The 24,248-nt window shown below is 61.8% G+C and carries 25 protein-coding genes and 1 rRNA gene; 6 read left to right on the forward strand and 20 right to left on the reverse strand.

What is annotated here, in order from left to right:
* Nucleotides 1-276, reverse strand: a 16S ribosomal RNA gene (locus tag RI518_RS03570); the annotation flags it as partial.
* Nucleotides 277-774: 498 nt separating this feature from the next.
* Nucleotides 775-2,091, reverse strand: a complete 1,317-nt coding sequence (tyrS, locus tag RI518_RS03575; protein WP_310672397.1) for a tyrosine--tRNA ligase — start codon at nt 2,089-2,091, stop codon at nt 775-777.
* A gap of 170 nt (nt 2,092-2,261) precedes the next feature.
* Here tyrS and RI518_RS03580 point away from each other — a divergent pair, with 170 nt between their 5' ends.
* Genes RI518_RS03580 through RI518_RS03590 form a run of 3 tightly spaced genes read left to right on the forward strand, consistent with a single transcriptional unit; the run spans nt 2,262 to nt 4,789 of the window.
* Nucleotides 2,262-3,158 (forward strand): transporter substrate-binding domain-containing protein, encoded by an 897-nt coding sequence (locus RI518_RS03580; protein WP_310689364.1) that lies wholly within the window; start codon nt 2,262-2,264, stop codon nt 3,156-3,158.
* Nucleotides 3,159-3,188: 30 nt separating this feature from the next.
* Nucleotides 3,189-4,046, forward strand: coding sequence for an amino acid ABC transporter permease (locus RI518_RS03585; RefSeq protein ID WP_310672399.1), 858 nt, complete (start codon nt 3,189-3,191; stop codon nt 4,044-4,046).
* Complete coding sequence (locus RI518_RS03590; RefSeq protein ID WP_310672400.1) at nt 4,046-4,789, forward strand: amino acid ABC transporter ATP-binding protein; 744 nt, start codon at nt 4,046-4,048, stop codon at nt 4,787-4,789. The genes RI518_RS03585 and RI518_RS03590 overlap by 1 nt, the downstream gene beginning before the upstream one ends.
* Before the next feature lie 148 nt (nt 4,790-4,937).
* Here the strand turns inward: RI518_RS03590 and RI518_RS03595 are convergent, their stop codons facing one another.
* The 15 genes from RI518_RS03595 to infC form a co-directional block, all read right to left on the reverse strand.
* Nucleotides 4,938-6,617: an alpha/beta fold hydrolase gene (locus tag RI518_RS03595; protein WP_310689365.1), complete on the reverse strand. Its 1,680-nt coding sequence runs from the start codon at nt 6,615-6,617 to the stop codon at nt 4,938-4,940.
* 47 nt (nt 6,618-6,664) lie between these two features.
* Complete coding sequence (locus RI518_RS03600; RefSeq protein ID WP_310689405.1) at nt 6,665-7,033, reverse strand: helix-turn-helix domain-containing protein; 369 nt, start codon at nt 7,031-7,033, stop codon at nt 6,665-6,667.
* Nucleotides 7,033-7,347 carry a type II toxin-antitoxin system RelE/ParE family toxin gene (locus tag RI518_RS03605; RefSeq protein WP_310672217.1) on the reverse strand — a complete coding sequence of 105 codons (315 nt, stop codon included), beginning with the start codon at nt 7,345-7,347 and terminating at the stop codon, nt 7,033-7,035. The genes RI518_RS03600 and RI518_RS03605 overlap by 1 nt, the downstream gene beginning before the upstream one ends.
* Nucleotides 7,348-7,615: 268 nt before the next feature.
* Nucleotides 7,616-9,082, reverse strand: coding sequence for an argininosuccinate lyase (argH, locus tag RI518_RS03610; RefSeq protein WP_310689367.1), 1,467 nt, complete (start codon nt 9,080-9,082; stop codon nt 7,616-7,618).
* A 63-nt stretch (nt 9,083-9,145) separates the two neighbouring features.
* The gene (locus tag RI518_RS03615; RefSeq protein ID WP_310672219.1) at nt 9,146-10,339 is read right to left on the reverse strand and encodes an argininosuccinate synthase; all 1,194 of its coding nucleotides are present in this window, start codon (nt 10,337-10,339) and stop codon (nt 9,146-9,148) included.
* A gap of 97 nt (nt 10,340-10,436) precedes the next feature.
* On the reverse strand, nt 10,437-11,360 hold the full coding sequence (gene argF / locus RI518_RS03620; protein ID WP_310689368.1) for an ornithine carbamoyltransferase: 924 nt from the start codon (nt 11,358-11,360) through the stop codon (nt 10,437-10,439).
* A complete protein-coding gene (gene argB / locus RI518_RS03625) occupies nt 11,357-12,259 on the reverse strand; it encodes an acetylglutamate kinase (RefSeq protein ID WP_310672239.1) in 903 nt (300 codons plus the stop codon). Before argB ends, argF begins: the two co-directional genes overlap by 4 nt.
* A 4-nt stretch (nt 12,260-12,263) precedes the next feature.
* Complete coding sequence (argJ, locus tag RI518_RS03630; protein ID WP_310689370.1) at nt 12,264-13,439, reverse strand: bifunctional glutamate N-acetyltransferase/amino-acid acetyltransferase ArgJ; 1,176 nt, start codon at nt 13,437-13,439, stop codon at nt 12,264-12,266.
* Entirely contained in the window at nt 13,436-14,524 is a 1,089-nt protein-coding gene (argC, locus tag RI518_RS03635) for an N-acetyl-gamma-glutamyl-phosphate reductase (RefSeq protein WP_310672222.1), read from the reverse strand. Before argC ends, argJ begins: the two co-directional genes overlap by 4 nt.
* Nucleotides 14,525-14,562: 38 nt before the next feature.
* Nucleotides 14,563-17,079 carry a phenylalanine--tRNA ligase subunit beta gene (pheT, locus tag RI518_RS03640; RefSeq protein WP_310689371.1) on the reverse strand — a complete coding sequence of 839 codons (2,517 nt, stop codon included), beginning with the start codon at nt 17,077-17,079 and terminating at the stop codon, nt 14,563-14,565.
* Complete coding sequence (gene pheS, locus RI518_RS03645; protein ID WP_310672224.1) at nt 17,079-18,119, reverse strand: phenylalanine--tRNA ligase subunit alpha; 1,041 nt, start codon at nt 18,117-18,119, stop codon at nt 17,079-17,081. The genes pheT and pheS overlap by 1 nt, the downstream gene beginning before the upstream one ends.
* Nucleotides 18,120-18,202: 83 nt before the next feature.
* A complete protein-coding gene (locus RI518_RS03650; RefSeq protein WP_310672225.1) occupies nt 18,203-19,015 on the reverse strand; it encodes an RNA methyltransferase in 813 nt (270 codons plus the stop codon).
* A gap of 280 nt (nt 19,016-19,295) precedes the next feature.
* Nucleotides 19,296-19,661 carry a 50S ribosomal protein L20 gene (gene rplT, locus RI518_RS03655; protein ID WP_310672226.1) on the reverse strand — a complete coding sequence of 122 codons (366 nt, stop codon included), beginning with the start codon at nt 19,659-19,661 and terminating at the stop codon, nt 19,296-19,298.
* 26 nt (nt 19,662-19,687) lie between these two features.
* Nucleotides 19,688-19,882: a 50S ribosomal protein L35 gene (gene rpmI, locus RI518_RS03660; RefSeq protein ID WP_310672227.1), complete on the reverse strand. Its 195-nt coding sequence runs from the start codon at nt 19,880-19,882 to the stop codon at nt 19,688-19,690.
* 24 nt (nt 19,883-19,906) lie between these two features.
* Nucleotides 19,907-20,497 (reverse strand): translation initiation factor IF-3, encoded by a 591-nt coding sequence (infC, locus tag RI518_RS03665; protein ID WP_310689372.1) that lies wholly within the window; start codon nt 20,495-20,497, stop codon nt 19,907-19,909.
* A gap of 313 nt (nt 20,498-20,810) precedes the next feature.
* Here infC and RI518_RS03670 point away from each other — a divergent pair, with 313 nt between their 5' ends.
* The 3 genes from RI518_RS03670 (at nt 20,811) to RI518_RS03680 (ending at nt 21,944) form a co-directional block, all read left to right on the forward strand.
* Nucleotides 20,811-21,101: a type II toxin-antitoxin system HigB family toxin gene (locus RI518_RS03670; RefSeq protein ID WP_310689373.1), complete on the forward strand. Its 291-nt coding sequence runs from the start codon at nt 20,811-20,813 to the stop codon at nt 21,099-21,101.
* A gap of 78 nt (nt 21,102-21,179) precedes the next feature.
* Nucleotides 21,180-21,470, forward strand: a complete 291-nt coding sequence (locus tag RI518_RS03675; protein ID WP_310689374.1) for a hypothetical protein — start codon at nt 21,180-21,182, stop codon at nt 21,468-21,470.
* A gap of 126 nt (nt 21,471-21,596) precedes the next feature.
* Entirely contained in the window at nt 21,597-21,944 is a 348-nt protein-coding gene (locus RI518_RS03680; protein ID WP_310672229.1) for a DUF1844 domain-containing protein, read from the forward strand.
* Between the two features lie 43 nt (nt 21,945-21,987).
* Here the strand turns inward: RI518_RS03680 and RI518_RS03685 are convergent, their stop codons facing one another.
* The 3 genes from RI518_RS03685 to hisH form a co-directional block, all read right to left on the reverse strand.
* On the reverse strand, nt 21,988-22,743 hold the full coding sequence (locus RI518_RS03685; RefSeq protein WP_310672230.1) for an SseB family protein: 756 nt from the start codon (nt 22,741-22,743) through the stop codon (nt 21,988-21,990).
* Entirely contained in the window at nt 22,727-23,473 is a 747-nt protein-coding gene (gene priA, locus RI518_RS03690; RefSeq protein ID WP_310672231.1) for a bifunctional 1-(5-phosphoribosyl)-5-((5-phosphoribosylamino)methylideneamino)imidazole-4-carboxamide isomerase/phosphoribosylanthranilate isomerase PriA, read from the reverse strand. The genes RI518_RS03685 and priA overlap by 17 nt, the downstream gene beginning before the upstream one ends.
* Nucleotides 23,474-23,612: 139 nt before the next feature.
* Complete coding sequence (gene hisH, locus RI518_RS03695; RefSeq protein ID WP_310689376.1) at nt 23,613-24,248, reverse strand: imidazole glycerol phosphate synthase subunit HisH; 636 nt, start codon at nt 24,246-24,248, stop codon at nt 23,613-23,615.

Below are 24,248 nucleotides of genomic sequence, written 5' to 3' on the forward strand. Positions count from 1 at the left end.
CCTTGGTGAGCCATTACCTCACCAACAAGCTGATAGGCCGCGAGCTCATCCCCAACCGAAATTCTTTCCACACCCACCTGATGCCAGGAGGTGTCGTATCCGGTATTAGACGTCGTTTCCAACGCTTATCCCAGAGTCGGGGGCAGATTGCTCACGTGTTACTCACCCGTTCGCCACTAATCCCACCAGAGCAAGCTCCGGTGTTCATCGTTCGACTTGCATGTGTTAAGCACGCCGCCAGCGTTCGTCCTGAGCCAGGATCAAACTCTCCGTAAAGAGTTTGTCTGTGGTGATCCGAAGATCACCACACACTTGGCGACACCGCGATTGCTCGCGATGCCAATGTGTTCTGACTATTGGAACGAGTCTGACTCGTTCAATAATCCAAAGGAATCTCAAAGGCAGATTGCTCTGCCTCGGAGGTTTTTTGGCATTGACTTAGTGCACACTGTTGAGTTCTCAAGGATCGGGCGCCTCCGACTCGCTCCCTCTCGGGTTAACGTCGAAGCGTCTTAACCTTTTACTTATCTGTCGCTTTGTTGATTGCGAACCGGGAGAAGTTTCCTTACTCGACCGTCTCGCTCCGTAGAAGCGCCAGGTGTTTCACACTAGTCCATTTCTGTCACTCTGGCAAACAGAGGATGGTGGCCTAGCGGCGGTCATTTTCGGGGCTTCGGGATTACTCCAGACTGGACCCTCACGACTGCCTCATCACTATAGGGACCAGGAAGCCCAATCGCCAAATTCCCCCGGATTCCCGCGCGTGTCGCGGGGTTAGGCGCGAAGTCGAAGCCCGGCCAGGGTCTTTTTTCCGCGCTTGAGCAACAACCAGGTGCGCGAGGGAGTCCTCGGCGGGCCGACCAGGCCACCCTCGTCGGTGACAGCGGCGTTATTGATCGAGACTCCCCCCTGGGCGATGGCTCTCCTCGCCTCGGAGAGCGAAGCACACAGCCCCGAATCCACGAGCGCCTGGCTGATTGGAGTATCCGCCTCGACCTCGGCGTGTGGCAGCTCGGCCATGGCCTGATCAAATACGGCCTGGTCAATACCATCCAGAGGGTCTTTACCAAAAAGCTTCGAGGCGGCATCCTCGACCGCCCGGGCCTCTGCTTCCCCGTGCACCAGCGCGGTGACGTGCAGCGCCAGCGTGCGCTGTGCGCCGCGGCGCTGGGGTTCGCTCGCGACCTGGTGTTCGAAATCCTCAATATCGCTGCGCTCGAGGAAGGTGAAGACTTTGAGCCGGTCGATCACGTCTCGGTCGTCGGTGTTGAGCCAAAACTGATACATCGCCCAGGGGCTCGTGAGCTCACGGTCCAACCACACCGCGTTTCCCTCGGATTTTCCAAACTTGGTGCCATCCGAATTGGTAATGAGCGGTGTGCCGAGCGCGTGGACGGTCTCCCCCAGAGCCTTATGCACCAGGTCGGTCCCGCTGGTGAGGTTTCCCCACTGGTCGGAGCCTCCCGTTTGGAGCATGCAGCCGTACTGCTCGTGCAGGCGCAAAAAGTCCATGCCCTGGAGAATTTGGTAGGAAAACTCGGTGTAGCTAATGCCCGCGTCCGAGTTCAACCGGGCCGCGACCGCGTCTTTTTTGATCATCGTGCCGACCCGGAAGTACTGGCCGATGTCTCGAAGAAAAGAAATGGCCGATAAGTCTTTCGTCCACTCCAGGTTGTTGACCATCACCACGGCGTTATCGCCGGAGTCGTCGAGAAACCGGGTGACCTGGTGGCGCAACTTCTCCACCCACAGCGCCACCGTCTCGGGGTCGTTCAGTGTGCGCTCGGCGGTGGGTTTGGGGTCACCGATGAGCCCGGTGGATCCCCCGACCAAGGCCAGTGGCCGGTGTCCGGCCAGCTGCAGCCGGCGCATCACCAACAGCTGCACGAGATTACCCAGGTGCAAGCTGGGGGCGGTGGGGTCAAAACCGCAGTAGTAGGAAACCGGAGGTCCCGCGAGCAGGGACTGCAGCGCCTGGGGGTCAGTAGAGACGTGAATGAGTCCGCGCCAGGAGAGTTCTTCCCAAATGTCTCCAAAGCTCGCATCGTTGTGCGGGGCGGGAATTTGCCCGCCAGTGGAGGCCGAAGACACGCGGTTAGGTTAGCACTGCGGCGTCATGAACTGTCATCGCGCGCACGCCGTGGACAAAGCTAGGACAGAATAGAGGCATCCCTGCGCCAGGAGGCCTCCGGAAGGCGCAACCACACAGTGAATGCAGCACACAGCAGCGTGACTACATCACACAGCACAACTGAGGAGACATGATGTCGACACTGAGCAAGCGCGTTGGCGCTTTGGCAGGTGCCAGTGCTCTGGTACTCGCACTGGCCGCCTGCCAGGCGGACAGTGCACCAGAGTCCGAAACTGCCGAACCAGAAGAGGCCGCGGAAGAGGCCACCGATGCCACTGACGCGGAGGAGTCGCTTCCGACCGTGACCGATGGTGTGCTCACCATCGCCACCGGCGAACCGGCGTACTTCCCGTATGTCCTCGACGACGACCCCAGCAGCGGCGAAGGATTCGAATCCGCCGTGGCCTACGCGCTCGCCGAGGAACTGGGCTTTGCCCCCGAGGACGTCGAGTGGGTGCGCACCACCTTCGAAGCGGCCATCCAACCCGGACCGAAGAACTTCGATTTCAACCTGCAGCAGTACACCATTACGGAAGAGCGGGCTGAAAACGTGGACTTCTCCCTGCCCTACTACTCCACGCCGCAGGCGGTCATCACCAACGCCTCCTCCGCGGCGGCCGAGGCCTCGTCGATTGCCGAGCTGCAGGAGTTGATCATCGGTGCGGCGACCGGAACGACCAGTTTCCAGGCGATCGAAGCGATTATCGAGCCGACCAGTGGCGCCCAGGCGTTTAACGACAACGACGCGGCAAAACTGGCGCTGGAGACCGGTCAGATCGACGCCCTCGTGGTCGACCTCCCCACCGCGTTTTACTTGACCGGTGTGGAAATCACCGACGGGTTGATTGTCGGCCAGCTCGCCGGCGAAGTGGGTGTGCCCGACCAGTGGGGCTTGGTGCTCGAAAAAGATAGCCCACTGACTGATTCGGTCAACCAGGCGCTACAGGCCCTGACCGACGATGGCACGCTGGCCGAGATCACCGACACGTGGCTGGGTGCCGACCAGTCCGCTCCGGTCCTCCAGTAACGACCACCACAGAGAAACCTTCACCCCATCGTGAGTGAATCCGCTGCCCGGCGCCCGAGCCCTATTGAGCTCGAGCGCCGGGCGTTTCGGAAAAAACAGTCCGGCCGCTCCGTCGCGGTCTCCTTTGGTAGCACCGTCGTCTTTGCCGTGGTGATCTACTTCACGGTGATCAACACACCCGGGTGGGAGCGCGTGCAGCAGGCGTTTTTCAACGTCGACGTGTTGGTGGGCGCGTGGCCGCGCGTCATTGAAGGGTTGTGGCTCAACATCCGGGTGCTCTTTTTTGCCGCTATTGGTGTGCTGATCATTGCCCTGTTACTGGCCACCCTGCGCACCCTTCGCGGTCCCGTATTTTTCCCGCTGCGGGCCATCGCCGCGGGCTACACCGACCTATTTCGCGGCATTCCGCTCATCATCGTGTTGTATCTGGTGGGCTTTGGTGTTCCCGGCCTGGGCGCACTACCTCGCATGCCCCTCGAGTTTTGGGGCACGATCGCGCTGATACTGACCTACTCGGCCTACGTCTCTGAGGTGTTTCGCGCCGGCATTGAATCGGTGCACCCCTCCCAGCGTCTCGCCGCCAGGTCGCTCGGCCTGAACTACGGCCAGACCCTGCGCATGATCGTGATGCCACAGGCCGTGCGGAAAGTCACCCCCGCGCTGATGAATGACTTCATCGCGATGCAAAAAGACGTCGGGCTGATTTCTGTTCTGGGGGCAGTCGATGCGGTCCGGGCCGCCCAGATCGAAACGGCCCAAGCGTTTAACTTCACCCCCTACGTCCTCGCCGGGTTGCTTTTTGTTCTCCTGGCCCTTCCGATGATTAGGCTCACCGACTGGTATTCGGCCAGGCTTCGAGACCGCGAGCAGGCAGGATCGACCGTCTAATGGCTACTCCCCCGGTCCTGGCCCTCAGCGCTGTGCGAAAAGAATTTGGCGACAACGTCGTCCTCGACTCCATCGACTTGACCGTCAATCAGGGTGACGTCGTCGCCCTGATTGGTGCCAGCGGGTCGGGCAAGTCCACCCTGTTGCGCTGTATCAACCTGTTGGAGCAGTTAGACGATGGGCAAATGTGGCTAAGCGGTGACGATATTTCCGACCCTCGGGTGAATGTCGATTCCGTTCGCGCGCGTATCGGTGTGGTGTTCCAACAGTTCAACCTCTTTCCCCACCTGAGCGTGCTGCGAAACATCACCCTGGCGGACACCGAAGTGTTTGGCACATCGAAAACTCAGGCCGAGGCCACCGCCATGCGCCTGTTAGAGCGCGTGGGGTTAGCCGATAAGGCCAAAGCCTTTCCCGACCGTCTCTCGGGCGGCCAGCAGCAACGCGTCGCCCTGGTGCGGGCGATTGCGACTAACCCCGAGGTGTTGCTTCTCGACGAGATCACGAGTGCACTCGATCCGGAACTAGTCGGCGAAGTACTGGATTTGGTGCGCACCTTAAAAGACGACGGCACCACGATTGTGATGGCCACCCACGAGATGGACTTCGCCAAAGACATTTCTGACCAGGTCGTCTTTCTCGACCAGGGAGTCATTTGCGAGCGCGGATCGCCCCAACAGATTTTTGAAGCTCCCACCGAAGCCCGCACGAAAGAGTTCCTCCACCGGTTCAATAACCGCTAAGCGCCGCACACTCTTTCACAATCGGCAGGTTTCACCGGTTTCCGGTCCTGTCATCGGTTCCGGCGCATCCTGGCGGCGACCGCCATGGCCCCTCCGGCGAGTGTCAACACGGCGGCAATGCCCACCCCGATTGCGATTGTTTCGAGGCTCACGATGCCCCCGGGCACGTCACCGGTGCCATCTCGCCACGGTCGAGGAAATAGTCGACCAGTACCCGATTGACGCAGTCGTTGGTGTAGTTGCCGGCGGGTGCGTGGATTTCTGATTCCACCGAAATGAGCGTCGCCCCGAGGGTTTCCGCCGTGTCCTCGGCGAAACTAAAGGGCGTGACCGATTCGTAGAGGGAGCCGATGATCAACAGCTCTTCCCCGGAGGGGTTTGACGGCACGAACGGCTCTGCCGGCGGGTCAGGAATTTCCGGGTCATCGATCGCCATTTGGTACCAGCTCAGCCCTTTGGGGGGACCGAAGTATTCGTAGCCGGAGGCATCCGAGTAGAGGGTAGTGAGCATGGGGGCCACTTCTTCGGCCCGCTCAGAAAACTCCCGCTGTTCCTCTTCGCCAAGGGGCGGCTGGGAGAAGTCCATGGTGTTGACGATCACCCGAATTTCAAACTCATTGGAGCGCTCAATGTCTTTTTCTTCCAGGCTTTCGCCGTAGAGGCTATCTGGCTCGTAGCCGTCGAGCCGGAAGGCAAACCACTCAAAGGTGTGATTTGAGCGGTGCTGCACGGCCTCGAAAATGGCCAGATTGAAATACCCTTGCGCCTGGTCTTCTGGCAGGTAGTTCATCGCGGCAATGCCTTTGGTGAATAGCGACTCTGAGCTGATTTGGGTGTCTTCGAATTCACCCGCCGGTTCGATCCCCGCGAAACCGTAGAGCTGGTCGTCGTCGGCGAGCTGGCGCAGCTCCAGCACCGTCTCCCACGCTTCGTCGAAGCTCAGTTCTTGGTTGTCGGCATAGCCCTGGACAAATCCGGCGAGTTTTTCCTCATCGGCGGCGAGCTTTTCGAGCCGACTGGCGACCCGGTCAGTATCCACGGTGGTGGGGCTGTCGAAGACAATTTTTCCGACATGGTCGGGAAAGTTGCTGACGTAGCGCCCGGCGATGGTGGTGCCATAGGACGAACCGATGAAGTTCAGTGGTTCGCCGGGCGTGACCACTTCGCGCACGATGTCCAGGTCCGCGGCCACGTTGTCGGTGGAGAGTGTCCACCAGTAGGGGTTGTCTTTTTGGCAGGTCTCGTAGTGGACATCCAACACCTCGACGACCGCGTCGAGTTCCTCTTCGCTCGCGGGTGAGCCCTCTTCAAAGTAGGTGATGAAGTCGGTTTCGTCGGAACAGCGAATCTCACTGCCGTCGGCGAATACAGAGTGTTCCACGCCCCTGGGGTCAAAGCCGATGATGTCGAAATTGTCGGTGAGGTCTTCGGGGAAGTCAGAAAATTGCACCTGGCCCACCCCGGATACTCCCGGGCCACCGGGGTTAATGAAAATGCTGCCCCGGGCCGTGTCGGTGGCGCCACGGCGCATCATGGCGATCTCAAAATCGGGTACCTCTTCGGCTGCCTCCTCATAAACAGCGGGCACGGCCACGCTCGCGCAGGTCACTTCGGCGTCCACAAAACCACTGGCGGCCACGTCGGGTTCGATAAGCCACTCGGCGTCACATTCGCCCCAGGACACCTCCTGGTCGTAGTAGCTCTCAATGTCTATTGGCCCGGGAGTCTCAGCATCGCGAACAAACGGAGCGCTTGGCCCCTGGCACGCGGAGACAATGAATACGCCCACGAGAGAAAAGGCAACGACGGGCGTGCGGGAAAGCGACATTTGTCCAAGGCTACGGCATGAACCAGAGCGGGCGCAGAAGTGTCGCCCTAGTTCGTTGCGTGGGCTGTAGCGGCCGCGTCGTCTTCCAGCGAAATTCCTGACGGGTGGGGGGCCAGCGCAATCCGCTGTGTTTTCCAGTGGACCTCGATGTGGAGTTCTCCTCCGAGGGCGTGGATGTAGTGACGCAATGTATCGAGCTGCGCGGTATCGAGCTGACCGCGCTCCAAGCGAGAAACCCTGTTTTGGCTCACACCCAGAATGGAGGCGAGCTGCACCTGAGTAAATCCGGCAGCGCGCCGCAGTTCTCGCAATTGATACCCGCTGATCGATTGCCACAGCGTGTCGACACCCCGCTTTATGGTGGCTTCATCCAAACCAGCTTCTTCGAACAACTCTGTCGGGCTGAGGGCCTCCATCACATCATTCCCTTCTCGATCAAGTACTTTTCGTAGTGGTTTTCCGCCTGTGCAATTGCTTCGGGATACCACCGATTCCATGTGCCCCGCTTGTCTCCCCCCACCAGCAATACTGCGGTACGCCTGGGGTCAAAGACGAACAAGATTCTGATGGCTTGCAGTCCTTTACTGGGCGGACGGAGCTCTTTCAAATTATTGATTTGTGATCCCCGGACCCGATCGACGAGAGGTCGACCAAGATGGGGGCCGTGGTACTCGAGAACCCGAATAGCTCCGGCAACGCTGTATTGGGTCGGCCGATCGAGTAGCAGCATCCAGGTCCTCACTAGCCGGGCATCAACAACCCACGGTCCCTCCACTTTACAACCTCCAGGGTTTATTTCCACCACTGACCCCAAGGTGCCACTACTCTCCTCCCCTCAAGTCGGCGACGAGATACCTGCTCAATGACCGCGCGCACTGTCATCGTGTGGACAACACACCACCCTGAGTTCACGCACTGCGAGAAACACGCCCTCATTGCGACCACAGCACACAGGAAGCTACATCCGCGCCCCAGCAGAAGCGGGTGGTTGGCGCGGATTACTCTCGATCTAAATCCTCAATAAGTCGTGCGAGCATCTCGCGCTGAGCAGCGACAGCCTGCGGTGCTGTCCCCGCTGGACCGTTCTTTTTCGACACCGACTCCTGCGCACTCAACATGTCTCGCACCGACGGGTCCACATGTGGCGACACGGCCAGATACTCGTCATCGGTGAGCTCATCTAAGCCCACACCGCGCTGTTCACACGCTCGCACCAGCGCACCCGCAATTTCGTGTGCCTCGCGGAACGCAATACCGCGCACCACCAGCCAATCAGCGACGTCGGTGGCGAGGGAATACCCCGCCGTGGCGAGGCTCTCCATCCGGTCGTAGTCAAATTCCAGGTGGGCGAGCAGGCCCGCCATCGCCGGGAGCGTCACCAACAGTGACTCGGCCGAATCGAAAATCGGTTCTTTATCCTCTTGCAGGTCGCGGTTATACGCCAGAGGAAGAGCTTTGAGGGTGCTGAGCAGACCCGTCAGGTTTCCAATCAGGCGACCCGACTTCCCCCGCGCGAGCTCGGCAATGTCCGGGTTTTTCTTCTGCGGCATCATCGACGATCCGGTGGCATAGGCGTCGTGAAGGGTGATGTAGCCAAACTCTGCGGTGGAAAAGACGATGATCTCTTCGGCCACACGGGAAAGATCCACACCAATTTGTGCCGCCACATACGCCCATTCGGCGACGCTATCGCGCGCGCTGGTGGCATCCAGAGAGTTCGGCAATACACCGTCAAAGCCCAATTCTGTGGCCACCGCTTCCGGGTCGAGACCCAGGCCGCCGCCGGCGAGCGCCCCGCCACCATAGGGCGAGAGGTTATTGCGCACCGACCAGTCATCGAGGCGTTGGATATTTCGCACCAGGGGCCAGGCGTGGGCGAGTAGATAGTGGGCGACCAACACCGGTTGGGCGTGTTGGAAGTGGGTGCGACCGGGCATCACCCTCACCCCGGCCTCCTCTGAGCGCAAGATGAGGATGCGCACCAGTTCGATCAGGATGTGTCGAATCGCCCTCGAGCGATCGCGCAAATACATCCGCACAAAGGTGGCAATTTGGTCGTTTCGACTGCGCCCGGCGCGAATCGCGCCGCCCAATTCCGGGCCGACCCGCTCGATGAGTTCCCGCTCGAGTGCCCCGTGGACGTCTTCGTCATCGGGCTGTGCGACCAGGCGACCCTCGAGAAAGTCTTCTCGCATGGATTCGAGCGTGGCGAGAACTGTGGCTAAGCCTTCAGGCTCCAGGTAGCCGTGGGCCTGCAACTGCCTCGCGTGCGCGGCCGTGGCCTCAAGGTCGTAGACGGCCAACTGCCAGTCAAAATGCGTGGAGCGTGAGAGTTGCGCCATTTCCCAGGACGGACCGTCCTGGAAGCGCCCTCCCCACAGGCTGCCCTCGTGTGTACCCTCGTGTGTTCCTTCTGGCCTACCGTCGTTCGCGCCACTGTCACCACGGGAGTGTTCTTCGCTCATGGTTGTGGCGCCCTTCTCGATTCGTGACCCGTTACGCCAGCTCGCGGGGACTAATCCCCTCTCCTACTTGCTGTCGCGCTTAGCCGCAATCTTGCCAGGCATTGCCCACAATTCGATAAAGCCTTTGGCGTGGGACTGGTCGAACGTGTCGCCGGTGTCGTAGGTGGCGAGGTCAAAGTCGTAGAGGCTTTGCTCGGATTTCCGCCCGGTCACCACGGCCGCACCCTGGTGGATGCGCACTCGCACCTCCCCGGAGACGGGCTTCTGGGTGTCGTCGATAAACGCATCCAGCGAGCGCTTCAGCCCCGAATACCACAGGCCGTCGTAGACCAGGTGGGACCAGTCGGCTTCGATGCTTCGCTTGTAGCGGTTCACATCGCGCTCCATGACCAGGTTTTCTAACTCTTCGTGGGCGTTAATGAGCACCTCGGCGCCGGGGACTTCGTACACTTCGCGAGACTTGATACCCACCAGGCGGTCTTCCATAATGTCGATGCGGCCCACACCGTGGGGCCCGGCGAGGGCGTTCAGCTGTTGAATGGCCTGGAGTGGGGTGACCTGTGTTCCATCCAGTGCGACCGGGATGCCGTGCTGGAAGGTGATGGTGACTTCATCGGCGGGCTTATCGCCCGGAGGAGTCTGGGTGTATTCCCACACGTCTTCACCGGGGGCGGCCCAGGGGTCTTCCAGCGGGCCGGTCTCCACGGTGCGACCCCACACGTTTTTATCCACCGAGTAGGGGTTTTTCTTACTCTGTTCGATGGGCAGGTTGTGCTCTTCTGCGTAGGCGATGGCCTTGTCTCTGGTGAGCGCAAGGTCCCTGATGGGCGCGATGTTGGATAGCTCCGGCGCGAGGGCCAACACACCGGCTTCAAAGCGCACCTGGTCGTTTCCTTTACCGGTGCAGCCGTGGGCGACAGTGTCGCAGGAGAGCTCCCTGGCCACCCGCACCAGGTGTCGCACAATCACGGGCCTGGAGAGTGCCGAGACCAGCGGGTAGCGCTTTTGGTAGCGGGCGTTTGCCTTCAAAGCCGGCATCACAAAATCGTTCGCGAATTCGTCTTTGGCGTCGACAACGATAGATTCCACCGCACCACAGTCCAAGGCGCGCTGGCGAATCGTGTCCATGTCTTCGCCGCCTTGACCCAGATCAACGGCGAGCGCGACGACCTCTTTACCGGTTTGGTCTTTCAACCAGCCGATTCCCACCGACGTATCGAGGCCTCCGGAGTAGGCAAGGACGACGCGTTCAGACATAGGGTTTCCTCTCGGCTCGTACGCCCCCAGCTCGCAGGATGGCACAGAGCCAGTCAGGTGGGGATTCACCCCCAATCCTACTGCTGACGACGGGGGCCTAAGCGCGCTGCAGTAACCACGCCAGCAGGGCTTTCTGGGCGTGTAGGCGGTTTTCGGACTGATCCCAGATCACACTCTGTGGCCCGTCAATGACCGAGGCTTCGACTTCGAAGCCACGGTCGGCGGGAAGACAGTGCATGAACAGCGCCGCCGGCTTCGCCTTCGCCATCAGGGCCTCGGTGACCTGATAGGGGGTGAAGGTCTTCACGCGCTGGACTTTCTCGTCTTCTTTGCCCATCGACACCCAGGTGTCGGTGACCACCGCATCCGCTCCGGCCACCAGCTCCTGCGGGTCTGAGCCGACTCGGATACTGCCACCGGTTTGCAGGGCGAGCCGCTCGGCGTCTGCCACCACGTCAGCACGCGGGGAGAACCCCTCCGGGCAGGCGATGCGCACGTGCATTCCGGCAGTGGCGCAGGCCAGCAGGTAGCTTTGGGCCATATTCGAGCGGCCATCCCCGCTGAAACACACGATTCGACCCTCGAGCGAACCGAACTTTTCGCGCATGGTGAGCAGGTCGGCCAGTAGCTGACAGGGGTGAAAATCATCGCTTAGGGCGTTGACCACCGGGACACTGGTGCCATCGGCCATTTCCTCGAGACCGTCTTGACCGTAGGTGCGCCACACAATGGCCGCGACCATCCGCTCCAGCACTCGGGCGGTATCCGCGGGGGTTTCTTTGCCGCCCAGCTGGGACGACGCGGTCGAAATAATCAGGGGAGCGCCACCCAGGTCGGCGATACCCACCGCAAAGGACACCCGGGTGCGCGTGGACGATTTATCGAAAATCACGGCGACCGTCTGTGGCCCCTCGAGCAGGCGGTGCTCAAAGCGCTGTTCTTTCATGCGGCCCGCGAGGCTCAAAATATCGGCCTGTTCGGCCGCAGTGATGTCGTCGTCTCGCAGAAAGTGTCGGGTCATGCCACTACCTCAGTTCCAATCCCGGTGGGGGTGAATATTTCCAATAACACCGAGTGGCCCAGCCTGCCATCGATGATGGCCGCCTTTTCCACACCACCCCGCACCGCTTCCAGACAGGCGGTCATCTTCGGGATCATGCCCGATTCCAATTCGGGCACCATGGCCTCCAGCGCGGACACCGTGATGGTGGAAATCACCGACGACGTATCCGGCCAGTCGGCATAGAGGCCCGGCACGTCACTGAGCAAAATCAGCTTCGACGCCCCCAGCGCGACCGCGAGGGCGGAAGCCGCCTGGTCGGCATTGACGTTTAGTCCCGAGTGGTCATCGCCCGCGCCGCCGGCTTCGGGTGCGAGTGAGGACACCACCGGAATCGATTGCTCATCCAGCAGGGTGCGCACCACAGTGGGGTTGACCTCGCTGACTTCTCCCACGTGGCCCAGATCCACTTCGTGCCCGTCGACGATCGCGCCGCGGCGGGTGGCCTGAAAGAGCCCCTCATCGAAGCCGTTCAGCGCGCGGGCGCTCACGCCGTAGCGCTCAATGCGCTCGACCACATCGGCCGATATTTCCTCGCGTAAGACATCTCGCACGATCGGAATCGCCTCGGTGCTGGTCACCCGGTAGCCGCCGCGAAATTCGCTCTCGATGCCCCGCGCGGTGAGTGCTTCAGAAATTTGCGGGCCGCCGCCGTGGACGATGACGGGCATGACGCCGACCGTGCGCAGGTAGACCATGTCGGCGGCAAACGCGTCCAACAGGTCGTCACTGACCATCGCGTTGCCGCCCAACTTCACCACGACGGTGTGCCCGCCAAAGCGCAAGAGCCACGGCAGGCTCTCGATCAGGGTTTGGGCTTTGACGTGGGCGTCGTGAAAGCGCGGCTCGGGGGTAATCATCGAATCAGCTGGAATACGCACTGTTTTCGTGCACGTAGTCGTGGGTGAGGTCGTTGGTCCACACACTGGCACTGTGGGAACCGGCTTTTAGGTCGATGAGGATGTGGGTCTCGCGCGGGCTGAGGTCCACCTCGTCTCGAGGCCGATCCGGCAGTGCGCCACTGGCGACTCGCACACCGTTGATCGACACATCGGTCGCATCGACCACGAAATCGGCGTGGGCGGTCCCCATGGCCGCCAAAATACGACCCCAGTTGGGGTCACCACCAAAGATGGCCGTTTTGAAGAGGTTGCTGCGCGAGACCGAACGCCCCACCGCCACGGCATCGGCCACAGAGGCCGCACCGATCACCTCGATGGTGATGTCGTGGTGGGAGCCTTCGGCGTCTCGTTGGAGCTGGCGGGCCAGGTCAACACACACCTCCCACAGCGCATCCTCAAATGTCGACCCCTCGGGGCTTACCCCGCTGGCCCCGGAGGCCATCAGGGTCACCTGGTCGTTTGTCGACATACAGCCATCGGAATCGAGTCGGTCGAAGCTGGCCGCGGTGGCGGCCCGCAGGGCCGCATCGGCCCTCGCGCCATCGATCTGGGCGTCAGTGGTGATCACGACCAGCATGGTGGCAAGCCCCGGTGCGAGCATGCCCGCACCCTTCGCCATCGCGCCAATACGCCAGCCGTCGAGCTCACGGCTGGCGAGTTTGGGGAGCGTATCGGTGGTCATAATCGCCCGCGCGGACTCTTCGCCGGCCTCAGGGCTGTCATCGAGGTGTGAAATGGCCACCTCGATGCCCTGGATGACTGCCCCCGCAGGCAGTGGCTCACCGATTAGGCCGGTGGAGCAGACCACGACATCGGAGGCGCTCACGTCCCGGTCTTCGCGCGCTCCCAGCGTCTGGGCGGCGTGCTCCGCTGATCGATGGGTGAGGGCAAATCCTTCTGGACCGGTGAAACAGTTCGCCCCGCCGGAGTTTAAGACGATGGCTTTGGCCTGATGGTCGTCGATGGCCGCCATCGACCAGCGAATCGGGTGGGCCTTGGCGCGGTTCGTGGTGAACACCGCCGCCGCAGAAAATGCCGGTCCGTCATTGACCACCACGGTCAGATCCACACCGCCGCGCGCGGCGAGGCCGGCCGCGACCGATCCGGCTCGAAAACCCTGGGGGTAGGTGACACTCACGGGGCTACTCCGTTCGCGTCGAGCCCGGCAGCTTCGTCGATGCCCAGAGCGATGTTCAACGACTGCACGGCCGCACCGGCTGTGCCCTTGTAGAGGTTATCCAGCGCACTCACCACGGTGACCCTACTGGTGGCGGGGTCAAACCCGACACCCAAGGCCACCGTGTTGGAGCCCAGCACGCTGCCGGTGCTCGGCAGTTCACCCAGGGGCAGCAGGTCGATAAACGCCTCGGTCGCGTAGTGACGCTCCAGTGTCTGGTGCAGTGTGGCGGCCGTCTCTTGGGAGACAACTCGCGCGGTGTTGACCGCGAGAATTCCACGGGAAATGGGCACCAGCACGGGGGTCAGGCTAAGACCCCACCCCGCGGGGTCAGCCGGTGCGTGCGCGTCTGTGGCGGCTGATGACACCGCGAGGCGAAGGTTCTGGATGACTTCTGGAATGTGCCGGTGCGAACCAGACACCGCATACGCGGCCGCTGATGACAGCCGCTGGGCGGCGAGCAGTTCGTCTCGAAGCGCGCGCCCCGCACCGCTGGGTGCCACCGACAGGGTCGAGACAATATCGGCCGGGTCAATCTGGCCGGAGTGAATCAATGGCGCCAGTGCGAGGGTCACCGCGCTGGCATTGCAGCCCGGTGCGACGATCCGCGTCGCCCCCTCGAGTCGGGAGCGCTGGGTGTCACCGCCGGCCAAGACCAGCTCGGGCATTCCATACACCCAGGGGTCAAAATGTCGCCCGCCGTAAGAGTGCTCCCACGCCTGCGGGTCGCTCAGGCGCCGATCGGCCCCCAAATCCACCAGAACGAGGTCTGATCGAGCCTTCGAGAGACTCTCGCCCAGCTCACCCGAGTATCCGTGGGGAAGAGCGAGCACGACGACGTCGTGGGCGCTCAGTTCCTCGACGTCGATGCCAGAAAAACTCTGATCGCCGAGGGTGCGCAAGTGCGGGTGTACCTGCCGGACGGGTCGGCCCTCGTGTCGATCGGCGGTGAGTACACCGAGCTCCAGGTGCGGGTGCGAGGCCACAATCCGGGCCACCTCGCCACCGGCATAGCCGCTGGCGCCCACTACCGCAATACGCGTCATGCCCTCAGCTTAAGCCAGAGGGTGAAGTCGCCGCGTGGTCACTCGCCGCGCAGGCGAGCACCACACACCTCGGCGGCACGCGCGAGACCCGCAGATTTCGCCTCGGTGGCCTCTGCTTGGGTCAGCGTGCGATCGTCCGCGCGGAAGCGAAGAGCAAACGTCAGCGAGCGCGATCCCTCCGCAATGGCCTCGCCGACATACTCATCGCTGAGGGCGATGTGCTCGAGCAGGTCACCGGCCCCCTCAGCGAGCGCCGCCTGCACGGTGGCCGCAGGCACGCTCTGGTCGACCACGACAGAAATGTCTTGAGTCGCCGCCGGCATCGCCGATAACGAGTCCACGACGCGCGGGTCAGTGCCTGCAAGGTCGATCAGCTTGGAGCCATCGATTTCATACGCCGCGACGCGTCGTGGCAGGTCGCGCTCCACACACCAGGAGGGCAACAGCTCACCGGCGACACCAACCTCTTCACCCGCCACCATCAGCGTGGCGACACGACCGGGGTGAAATACCGGGTGGCTGCCCTGGGTGACCTCGAGCACTCCCCCGGCGAGCGCGACCGCGGTCCTCGCCGCATCCAACGCGTCGGCAATGCCCGCCGATTCGGGGTGTTGGCCGACCCCTCGGGGGCGCTGTTGACCGATGAAGAGTCCGCTCAGCCACCACGGCTGGTGGCCAAGCGACTGGTTCATGGCGTCGATGGTGTCCTGATCGGGGCGCGTCGCCCCCGGGGCAATATCGGTCGTTCCCAGGCTCTCCGGGGGCAGAAAAACACTCCCCGCCTCGTAGAGGGCAATGTCGACTACACCGCGGGAGAGGTTTCGCTGGGCACTCTCGATTAATCCGGGGATCAAACTGGTGCGAAGCACCGCCTTCTGCGGGTCGAGAGCGTTGGCGACCCGGACCTGTTTCGACTCGTCCACACCACCACAGACCGCGTTATCGGCTGGGTCCACAAAGGGGTAGGAGAGCACTTCGGTGTAACCGCGGTGGGCGAGGCCCTGGCTGATCCGACGCTTCGCCTGTTGGATGGGCGTCAAGCCGCGACCAGACGGTGCCGGCGGCAAAATCGAGGGAATCGTGTCAAACCCGGCAATCCTGGCGACTTCTTCGACCAGCGTGGGAGAGTTCTCAAGGTCTGGTCGCCAACTCGGTGGCGTCACCTGCCAGGTGTCGACTGCCCCGGAACCCGCAGTGGCCACCTGGCAGCCAATGTCCAAGAGGATGTCGGAAATTCGGGAGTGCTCGAGGGTGATCCCCGCCAGGCCGTCGACCGACTGGGGGTCAAAAGCGATTGTCGGCATCACGGCGACGGCGTCGTCGATGACTCTGGCACCCAGATCGCCGGGTGTGCCTCCGGCGTAGGTCACGAGCAGGTCGACGGCGCGCTGGGCAGCCGCCTCGGCCACCAGGGGATCCACACCGCGCTGGAAGCGCTTTGAGGCTTCGCTGGGGAGTTTGTGACGCCTCGCGGTCCTCGCAATCGATACCGGGTCAAACCAGGCTGCTTCGATTAACACCCGGGTACTGCCCTCGCCCAGTTCGGTCTTCGCGCCACCCATCACTCCGGCCATGCCAATGGGGCCCGACTCGTCGGTGATGAGCAGATCCTCGGGATCGAGCGTGCGGACCTGGTCATCCAGGGTCGTGAGCGACTCCCCAGCCTTCGCCCGGCGAACCGTAATTCCTCCGGTCAATCGGTCGAGGTCGTAGCCGTGGAGAGGCTGGCCGTATTCCATCATCACGTAGTTGGTGATGTCCACCGGCAGGGAGATGGAACGAATTCCGGCGAGGAGTAATCGGCTCTGAATAAACGGCGGCGTCGGCGCGCTGGCGTCGATTCCCTCCACACTGCGCGCGATGAACACTCGACAGCCGGGGACCCCGCGGATGGGCTCTCGGTCATCCACGTTGACGCCAAAGCCCGCGCTTCCTACCGGGGTGACGCGGTCGACGGGGTCGACAAAATCGTGGCCGGTGGCGTGGTGGTATTCCCGAGCGATGCCCCGAATAGACATGGCGTAGCCGCGGTCGGGGGTGACGTTTACCTCCACAGCCACGTCGTCCAGGCCCAGCAGCGCGGTCGCATCGTCTCCCACATCGGGGTCGATGCCCAGGTCGACCAGGCGCAAAATACCGGAGTGGTCCTCACCGAGGCCCAATTCTTTCGCCGAGGCGATCATGCCGTCAGAGACGTGGCCGTAGGTCTTTCTCGCCGAAATCTCGAAACCGCCGGGCAGTACTGCGCCGGGCAGGGACACGACGACTTTGTCGCCGACGAAGAAATTGTCTGCGCCGCAGACAATGCCCCGGATTGCGTCCTCGCCCCCACCCGGTGCGACGCGCACCTGACACCAGCGAATCGTTTTGCCGTTTGATTGTGGCTCCTCAACGAACTCGAGTACTTCACCGACGACGACCGGTCCAGACACCTCGAAGCGGTGAATGTCTTCTTCTTCCAGACCCACCGAGACCAGTGCATCGTGGAGCGATTCGGCGCTGAGCGGTGCGGGGCTACTGACGTATTCCTGGAGCCACGACAGGGGTATCCGCATCAGACCACCATCCCGAAGCCCTGCGAGAAGCGCACATCACCCTCGACCATGTCGCGCATGTCGTGGACGTTGTTGCGAAACATCAGCGTGCGCTCAATACCCATACCGAAGGCAAACCCCTGATACTCGTCGGGGTCGATTCCCGCCGAGGCCAACACGTTTCGATTGAACATGCCGCAGCCGCCCCACTCGATCCAGCGGGCACCGCCTGTGAAGCCCGGGTGCCAAATATCCATTTCGGCACTCGGCTCGGTGAAGGGGAAATAGTTGGGCCGAAGCCGCACGGTGGCCTCGTCGCCGAACATCGCGCGGGCGAGGTGATCGAGCGTTCCGCGCAGGTGGGCCATGGTGAGGCCCCGGTCGATGGCGATGCCCTCAATCTGGTGGAACACCGGGGTGTGGGTCGCATCGAGTTCGTCGGTGCGATACACCCGCCCGGGTGCCACCACGTAGACGGGAAGCTCTCGGTCTAACAGCGAGCGGATTTGAACCGGAGACGTGTGGGTGCGAAGCACCAGGTGACGATCGGCGGGGTCGATAAAAAAGGTGTCCTGTAGCGCCCTCGCGGGGTGATCGGCGTCGAAATTCAGCGCATCAAAGTTAAACCACTCGTGTTCGAGTTCGGGACCTTCCGCGACTTCCCAGCCCATCTGGACAAACACGTCGGACATCGACTCCATCAGCACAGTCAGCGGGTGGCGCGCCCCCGTTGCTGCCTTGGGGGCAATCGCGGTCACATCGAGCGCTTCTGCCTGGAGCGCCGCCGCTTCGGCCGCTGCTTCGACAACCCGCGATTTTGCCTCAAAGGCCTCCGCCAGCGTCGCTTTCGCCCCACCCACGAGTTTTCCTGCCGCGGCGCGTTGCTCCTGGGGCAGGTTTTTCAGCGTGGCGTGCAAACGGGTCAAGACGGAGTCATCACCCAAGTGTTCGCTCCGGACCGCACGAAGCGCCTCTGGGGTCTCGGCTTGCTCAATCGCCTGCAGGGCAGCGTCTACTGCCTGCTGAGTGACAGCTTCATTGATTTCTTCGACCTCGGACACGAGCGCCCAGTCTACTGGGCGTCGGGTACTGCAAGGGGCGAGTGTCCACAGCTGTGCCGGGCACCCCCGGAGCGTCCGCCCGCTTAGGAGCCAGCGCCACCGCGCAGGGCAAAAGCGGACTGGAATAGGCACACGGCGGCCGCCGTGGCGAGGTTCATCGACTCCACCGGGCCGTAGTGGGGAACGGAGACCACCCGATCGGCGCCGTCCAACACCTCCTGGTCCAAACCGTGCGCCTCGTTACCCAATAACCACGCGGTGGGGGTGGCAAGGCCTCCGGATTCGGCGAGATCGGGAAGCGACTCACCGGAGGTATCGGCTGCCAGTACTTGCAGACCGGCGCGTCGAAGAGCGCGCTCGGCAGCCGCGCAGTCCACACCGGTCACCAGGGGGATGTGAAAAAGACTGCCGGTGGTGCTTCGCACCACCTTCGGATTGTAGATATCGACCGATTCTTCGGTCACGATCACCGCGTCGGCGCCGGCAGCGACCGCCACCCGAATAATGGTGCCGGCATTTCCCGGGTCGCTCACTCGGTCGAGGACGACAACCAGCCGCGCTGAGCCGACAAGTACCTCGTCGAGGGTGTGGGAGACGATTTGGGATACCGCGATCACACCCTGCGGTGTGGTCGTATCGGCCATCTGCTCCAGAACCTCGTCGGTGACCGTCTCGACGTCGATGCCCGCGGAGGCCGCGAGCTCTAACAGGTCGTGGTGTCGCGTGGTCGCCTGCTCGGTGACAAACACATCGCTGACGTCTTCTGGCCGGTGGGTCAGCGCTTCGCGCACCGCCTGTGGGCCCTCGACGAGAAACATTCCGGCTTCGTGACGGCGAGATTTCTTGGCAAGCTTCGCCACCGCTCGAACGCGGGGAGAGCGCGGGTTGTCAATCATGACGCCTTAAGGGTATGTCGATGAGATGAACACTGGGCGAATAAACGCCAAGGAATTGCTGAGCACCACCAGGCCGCGCTCCATGAGCCGGAGGTAATCAGCACGAGGTGATCAGCCGGAGGTAATCAGCACGAGGTGATCAGCCCGAGACGAACAGAACGGGACGAACAGAACGGGGCGATTAGCACGGGGCACGAGGCGACCAGCATCGCACGCTGGCGAAGAAAGCTGTGGGGCTCCGGGTCACACCCGGAGCCCCACGCCGTCTCAGTGCGAAGTGTTAGCGCTGCTCGGGCAGGGCCGCTTTGGCCACCGCCACCAGCTGGCTAAAAGCCTTCTCGTCGTTGATGGCCATATCGGCCAGCATCCGCCGATCGACACCGACACCGGCGAGGTTCAAGCCCTGAATCAAACGGTTGTAGGTCATGCCGTTTTGGCGCGCCCCAGCGTTGATGCGCTGAATCCACAGCCGACGGAAGTCACCCTTTCGGGCCCGACGGTCGCGGTAGGCGTAGTTCAGCGAGTGGATGACCTGCTCTTTGGCCTTGCGGTACACCCGGGAGCGCTGCCCGCGGTAGCCTTCAGCCTGCTCGAGGACAACCCGGCGTTTTTTGTGCGCGTTTACCGCGTTCTTAACACGTGCCATGGTTCACACCTTTCCTGGTTGTCGGTCTATTTACCGAGTAGCTTTTTAATGACTTTGGCGTCTTCGGGGGCGATGACGCGATCTCTACTGAGTCGACGGGTGAGCCTGGTTTCCTTGCGCTCCAAGTTGTGGCGCATGCCGGCACCCTGCTTCATGATTTTTCCACTACCGGTGGTGCGAAAACGCTTTTTCGTCCCCGAGTGGGTTTTCTGCTTAGGCATCTTCTGGCCTTTCTCCTCGTTGCCTTACTCGCTGGTCTCGCTAGAGGCGGGCGCCCCTTGGCTTTTACGTGCCTGCTGCTTCTGGTCGGCCTTTGTTTTCAGCGGTCCAATCACCATGACCATGTTGCGTCCGTCGATGGTGGGCGTCGATTCCACCTGTCCAAATTCGGCCACGTCTTCGGCGAAGCGCTGAAGCAGGCGCACACCCTGTTCTGGTCGCGACTGCTCGCGTCCCCGAAACAGGATCATCGCTTTGACTTTGTCGCCCTGCTGGAGGAACGACTCAGCTCTCTTGCGCTTGGTTTCGTAGTCGTGGGTGTCAATCTTGAGGCGGAAACGCACTTCCTTCAACACCGTATTGGCCTGGTTCTTGCGGGCCTCTTTGGCCTTCTGAGCGGCTTCGTACTTGAACTTGCCGTAGTCCATGATTTTCACTACGGGGGGGTTCGAGTTGGGCGAAACCTCTACCAGGTCCAAGTCGGATTCTTGGGCGAGGCGCAACGCAATGTCGACTCGCACCACTCCGACCTGTTCCCCTTCGGGCCCGACCAAGCGCACTTCGCTTGCTCGGATACGGTCGTTGATTCGTGGATCGCTGATGGGGGCTCCTTTCACACACATCAACACGCAGTACCAGCGAGAGTGCGAGTGTCGTCCCCGGGGACGAATCCCCCGTGCCCTTCACGCTGCCGGTTACCCGGCGGAGCACAACGACCCGGAAACCGTGATGTTCGGTATTCCTAGGTGGGAGTCTTCTCCACTTTCACTATTACTCGGATGAGTAACTCCCCCAGGGTAGCAGGTGCACGTCCCGAGTGGGGAGTTGTGCACAGAGCGCTCTGGGGATACTCCGCTCAGCACATTGGGGAACAACGCCCTTGCGGAAGTCCCAAATTGGGACTATCCTCATTGTGTGAGGGTGATCGCAATGTCAAGTCTTCGAGATTTTTGGGACCGGCACGGCGACGCGGAACAACCTCTTAGGGCATGGTTCGAAGAAGCTCGGCACGCACAGTGGGAAAACCCCTCTGACATTAAGGCCCTCTATCGCCACGCCAGCGTATTGCAAGGTGGTCGAGTCGTATTCAACATCGCAGGAAACAAGTATCGCCTGGTAGTCGCCATCGACTACCTCCTTCACATTTGCTACATCAAGTTCGTCGGAACCCACGCAGAATATGACCAAATCGACGCGCAAACCGTCAAATGGCGGAAGTAGAAGGGACAAGAAATGTTTATCCATCCGATTCGCAATGAAACAGATCTCCACACCGCTTTAGAAACAATTGAGGCACTCATGGACGCTAATCCCGCACCCGGGACACCGGAGAGTGAACAGCTCGATGTTCTTGCCACTTTGGTAGAAGCATACGAAGCCAAGCACTACCCGATTAGCCCACCCGATCCTGTCGAAGCTATCCGTTTTCGGATGGAACAAAGTGGTCTAGCCGTCAGCGACCTTGCCCCACTTATCGGCAGTACCAGCCGCGTCTACGAAGTCCTGAACAAAAAACGCCCGTTAAGCATCCGGATGATTCGCAACTTGCACCGGGAGCTGGGAATACCGGCCGAAGCACTGATTGCCTGATCGCAGCCACCCTCGAATGGCGGGAACAATCGCGTTATTGCATTCGCCAACACAAGGCGCGACCCTGTGTGCAAAAAACGCCCAGAAGAAGGCCCGATACTCTGGGGTCACGTCTGAAGGAGAGCAATGAGCGACGAATTAGAAAAAGCCCTGATGGATGCCGAGCGCGACATCGGCGACGTACCAGCAGTGGAGCTCATTCAAACCGTCTGCGTCCACCTCCTCTCCGCGGCGGCGGTGAAGTGTGGCCTCTCGGACAACCCCAAAGAAGAAATTGATCTGGCTGAGGCGAGAAAAATCATCACTGCGCTAGCCGGCCTCATCACCGCCGCCTCACCAGAGATTGGCGACCACCACGCGCGCGTCCTGCGAGACGGTCTGCGCAGCGTGCAACTGGCCTTCCGCGAAGCCTCCACCTATCCCGATGCCCCCGGCCAAGGCCCCGGGGAGAAATACACCGGCCCGGTCAATTAGCCCTGTCAATTAACCCTGTTAATTAACCAGGACAGACAGTGCTCTAGAGGGCGACAATCGCCAGGCGCAAGCCGTCGACCCTCTGGTTCAGAATGGTCTCTTGCCCCCACGCACCACTCCACTGGCTGTGTAACTGGGAGAGCTCCTGCGAAGTCAAACCCGGCTCTAAGCCCACCTCGACAATGAGGTCAGCGCCTGGTTGTGGTGGCTCGTCCCAGCCGCTTCGCACCGAGAGCAACACCCCCTGGCCGCCAAGGCCGCTCTCGATCGCCTCGATCACCTCGGGGTCTTCCCACGGCGGCGTGTAGGGCTGGGCGGTCACCAACGCGACCAGCGCTCCGCGGCGAAGCACGCACTCGCTCGCGCTCGTGGGGTTTAACACCAACCGGGTGACGCCCTCTTGGAGCGCCCAGGCGGCGGCGCGAAGCGCTTCGACCGGTTGTGGCCTCGCCTCCAGTCGCCACCTCGCCAGTGACTCCACGTCGGAAAAGACCACACCGACGGGTTGGGAATCTGGCCCCTCCACGGTCACCACGGAGAGCTCTTGGGTTTTTTCCACCAGCCGACCCTCGGGGGTGTGGCCGAGATCACCGGCTTCGGCAATCAGAGGAACTAACAGCCTGCTATCTCGAAGCGACTCCACGACTTCCGAATACGCCCCACTGGAGGAGTTTCTCGCCCAGTCGGCGAGGGCTTCACCCAGGCGCTCCGGTGCACTGCCGTCGTCACCCGCGAAGGGGTGTGGCCGAAATTCTCGCCCGTCGAAGGGGATACCGGCCGAGTCAGCGGCCCGCGACATCGAGCGCTTCGGTCAACGTGAAGGCACCGGCGTAGAGGGCTTTGCCCAAAATGGCGCCCTCGAGGCCCAGCGGCACCAGTTCGCGCAACTCGGCGATGTCATCCAGGCTGGAGATGCCGCCGGAGGCGATCACCGAATGGTCGGTGTTTTCTAGGACCTGTCGCAGCAATTCCACGTTGGGACCGCGCATGGTGCCATCTTTGGTGACGTCGGTGACGACAAAGCGCGCACAGCCGCAGTCGTTCAGCCGCTCCATCACATCAAAGAGGTTTCCCCCCTCTTGGGTCCAGCCTCTGGCCGCGAGGGTTTCACCGCGCACATCCAAACCGACCGCGATGGCATCGCCGTATTCGGCGATGACGTGCGCGGTCCATTCCGGGTTTTCTAACGCCGCGGTGCCCAGATTCACTCGCACCGCCCCGGTCGAGAGTGCCTCGTCCAAGGATTCGTCGTCGCGGATGCCCCCGGAGAGCTCGACGTTGAGTTTTTTCCCCACGGCTTTGACCACTTTTTTGATAACTCCGCGATTAGAGCCGCGGCCGAAGGCCGCGTCGAGGTCGACCAGGTGAATCCATTCAGCGCCCAGACGGGCCCACTCTTCGGCGGCGGCGACCGCGTCGCCGTAGGCGGTTTCGGTTCCCGCTTGCCCCTGGGTCAGTCGGACGGCTTTGCCGTCGGCGACGTCAACGGCGGGGAGCAGGACCAACTGGGGAGTAGAAGAAACGGCCATAGCGTGCGTATTTTTCCCTCAATGTCGCGTAAGAAACACTCAGATTGTTCAGATGCAGCAACCGGACCCATTCGACCACACAGGCTTTCGACCACACAGGTTTTCGACCACACAGGCTCGGCCCGGACTGACCCACCCACTATAGGCGCCTGAGCCAATTGGTCAAGAGCGCGATTCCCGCATCGCCAGATTTTTCAGGGTGGAACTGGGTGGCCGTGAGCGGACCATTTTCGACGGCGGCGACAAAACGCTGGCCGTGCTCGCTCCAGCTCACCAGGGGCGGCTTAAATTGGGGTCCGGGCTCCAAGCTCCACTGGGTGACCGCGTAGGAGTGGACAAAGTAAAAGCGCTCCCGCTCGATCCCGGCAAAAAGTTCGCTGCCCGGGGCCGCCTCGACGCTGTTCCACCCCATGTGGGGAAGCCGTGGGGCGTCGAGTTTCTCGACAACGCCCGGCCACTGAGCAAGGCCCGCGGTATCCACACCGTGTTCGACACCGCGATCGAACATCACCTGCAGGCCCACGCAGATACCCAACACCGCACGGCCTCCAGCCAGCCGACGCTCGATAATTTCCCCACCGCGTTTGTCGGTGAGGCCGGCCATGACCGAGGCAAAGGCGCCCACGCCGGGGACCACCAAACCATCGGCGTCCATTGCGTCCTGACGTGTGGCACTCAGTGACACCCGGGCACCGGCGTGCTCGAGGGCTTTGACCGCGGAGTGGACGTTTCCCGAGCCGTAGTCAAAGACGACGACGTGGGGTGTGGCTGCCAC

This window comes from Pontimonas sp. (assembly GCF_031581085.1).
Taxonomy (GTDB): Bacteria; Actinomycetota; Actinomycetes; order Actinomycetales; family Microbacteriaceae; genus Pontimonas.

Coding starts and splice junctions, on each gene's coding strand:
- RI518_RS03595 (WP_310689365.1), bottom strand. CDS start 6,617: ATGTCGCTTTCCCGCACGCCCGTCGTTGCCTTTTCTCTCGTGGGCGTA.
- RI518_RS03675 (WP_310689374.1), top strand. CDS start 21,180: ATGGACGCTAATCCCGCACCCGGGACACCGGAGAGTGAACAGCTCGAT.
- RI518_RS03615 (WP_310672219.1), bottom strand. CDS start 10,339: ATGTCTGAACGCGTCGTCCTTGCCTACTCCGGAGGCCTCGATACGTCG.
- argB (WP_310672239.1), bottom strand. CDS start 12,259: ATGATTACCCCCGAGCCGCGCTTTCACGACGCCCACGTCAAAGCCCAA.
- rplT (WP_310672226.1), bottom strand. CDS start 19,661: ATGGCACGTGTTAAGAACGCGGTAAACGCGCACAAAAAACGCCGGGTT.
- RI518_RS03580 (WP_310689364.1), top strand. CDS start 2,262: ATGATGTCGACACTGAGCAAGCGCGTTGGCGCTTTGGCAGGTGCCAGT.
- argF (WP_310689368.1), bottom strand. CDS start 11,360: ATGACCCGACACTTTCTGCGAGACGACGACATCACTGCGGCCGAACAG.
- RI518_RS03650 (WP_310672225.1), bottom strand. CDS start 19,015: ATGATTGACAACCCGCGCTCTCCCCGCGTTCGAGCGGTGGCGAAGCTT.
- priA (WP_310672231.1), bottom strand. CDS start 23,473: ATGGCCGTTTCTTCTACTCCCCAGTTGGTCCTGCTCCCCGCCGTTGAC.
- RI518_RS03605 (WP_310672217.1), bottom strand. CDS start 7,347: ATGCTGCTACTCGATCGGCCGACCCAATACAGCGTTGCCGGAGCTATT.
- argC (WP_310672222.1), bottom strand. CDS start 14,524: ATGACGCGTATTGCGGTAGTGGGCGCCAGCGGCTATGCCGGTGGCGAG.
- RI518_RS03670 (WP_310689373.1), top strand. CDS start 20,811: ATGTCAAGTCTTCGAGATTTTTGGGACCGGCACGGCGACGCGGAACAA.
- RI518_RS03685 (WP_310672230.1), bottom strand. CDS start 22,743: ATGTCGCGGGCCGCTGACTCGGCCGGTATCCCCTTCGACGGGCGAGAA.
- RI518_RS03680 (WP_310672229.1), top strand. CDS start 21,597: ATGAGCGACGAATTAGAAAAAGCCCTGATGGATGCCGAGCGCGACATC.
- argH (WP_310689367.1), bottom strand. CDS start 9,082: ATGAGCGAAGAACACTCCCGTGGTGACAGTGGCGCGAACGACGGTAGG.
- RI518_RS03600 (WP_310689405.1), bottom strand. CDS start 7,033: ATGGAGGCCCTCAGCCCGACAGAGTTGTTCGAAGAAGCTGGTTTGGAT.
- pheT (WP_310689371.1), bottom strand. CDS start 17,079: ATGCGGATACCCCTGTCGTGGCTCCAGGAATACGTCAGTAGCCCCGCA.
- RI518_RS03590 (WP_310672400.1), top strand. CDS start 4,046: ATGGCTACTCCCCCGGTCCTGGCCCTCAGCGCTGTGCGAAAAGAATTT.
- rpmI (WP_310672227.1), bottom strand. CDS start 19,882: ATGCCTAAGCAGAAAACCCACTCGGGGACGAAAAAGCGTTTTCGCACC.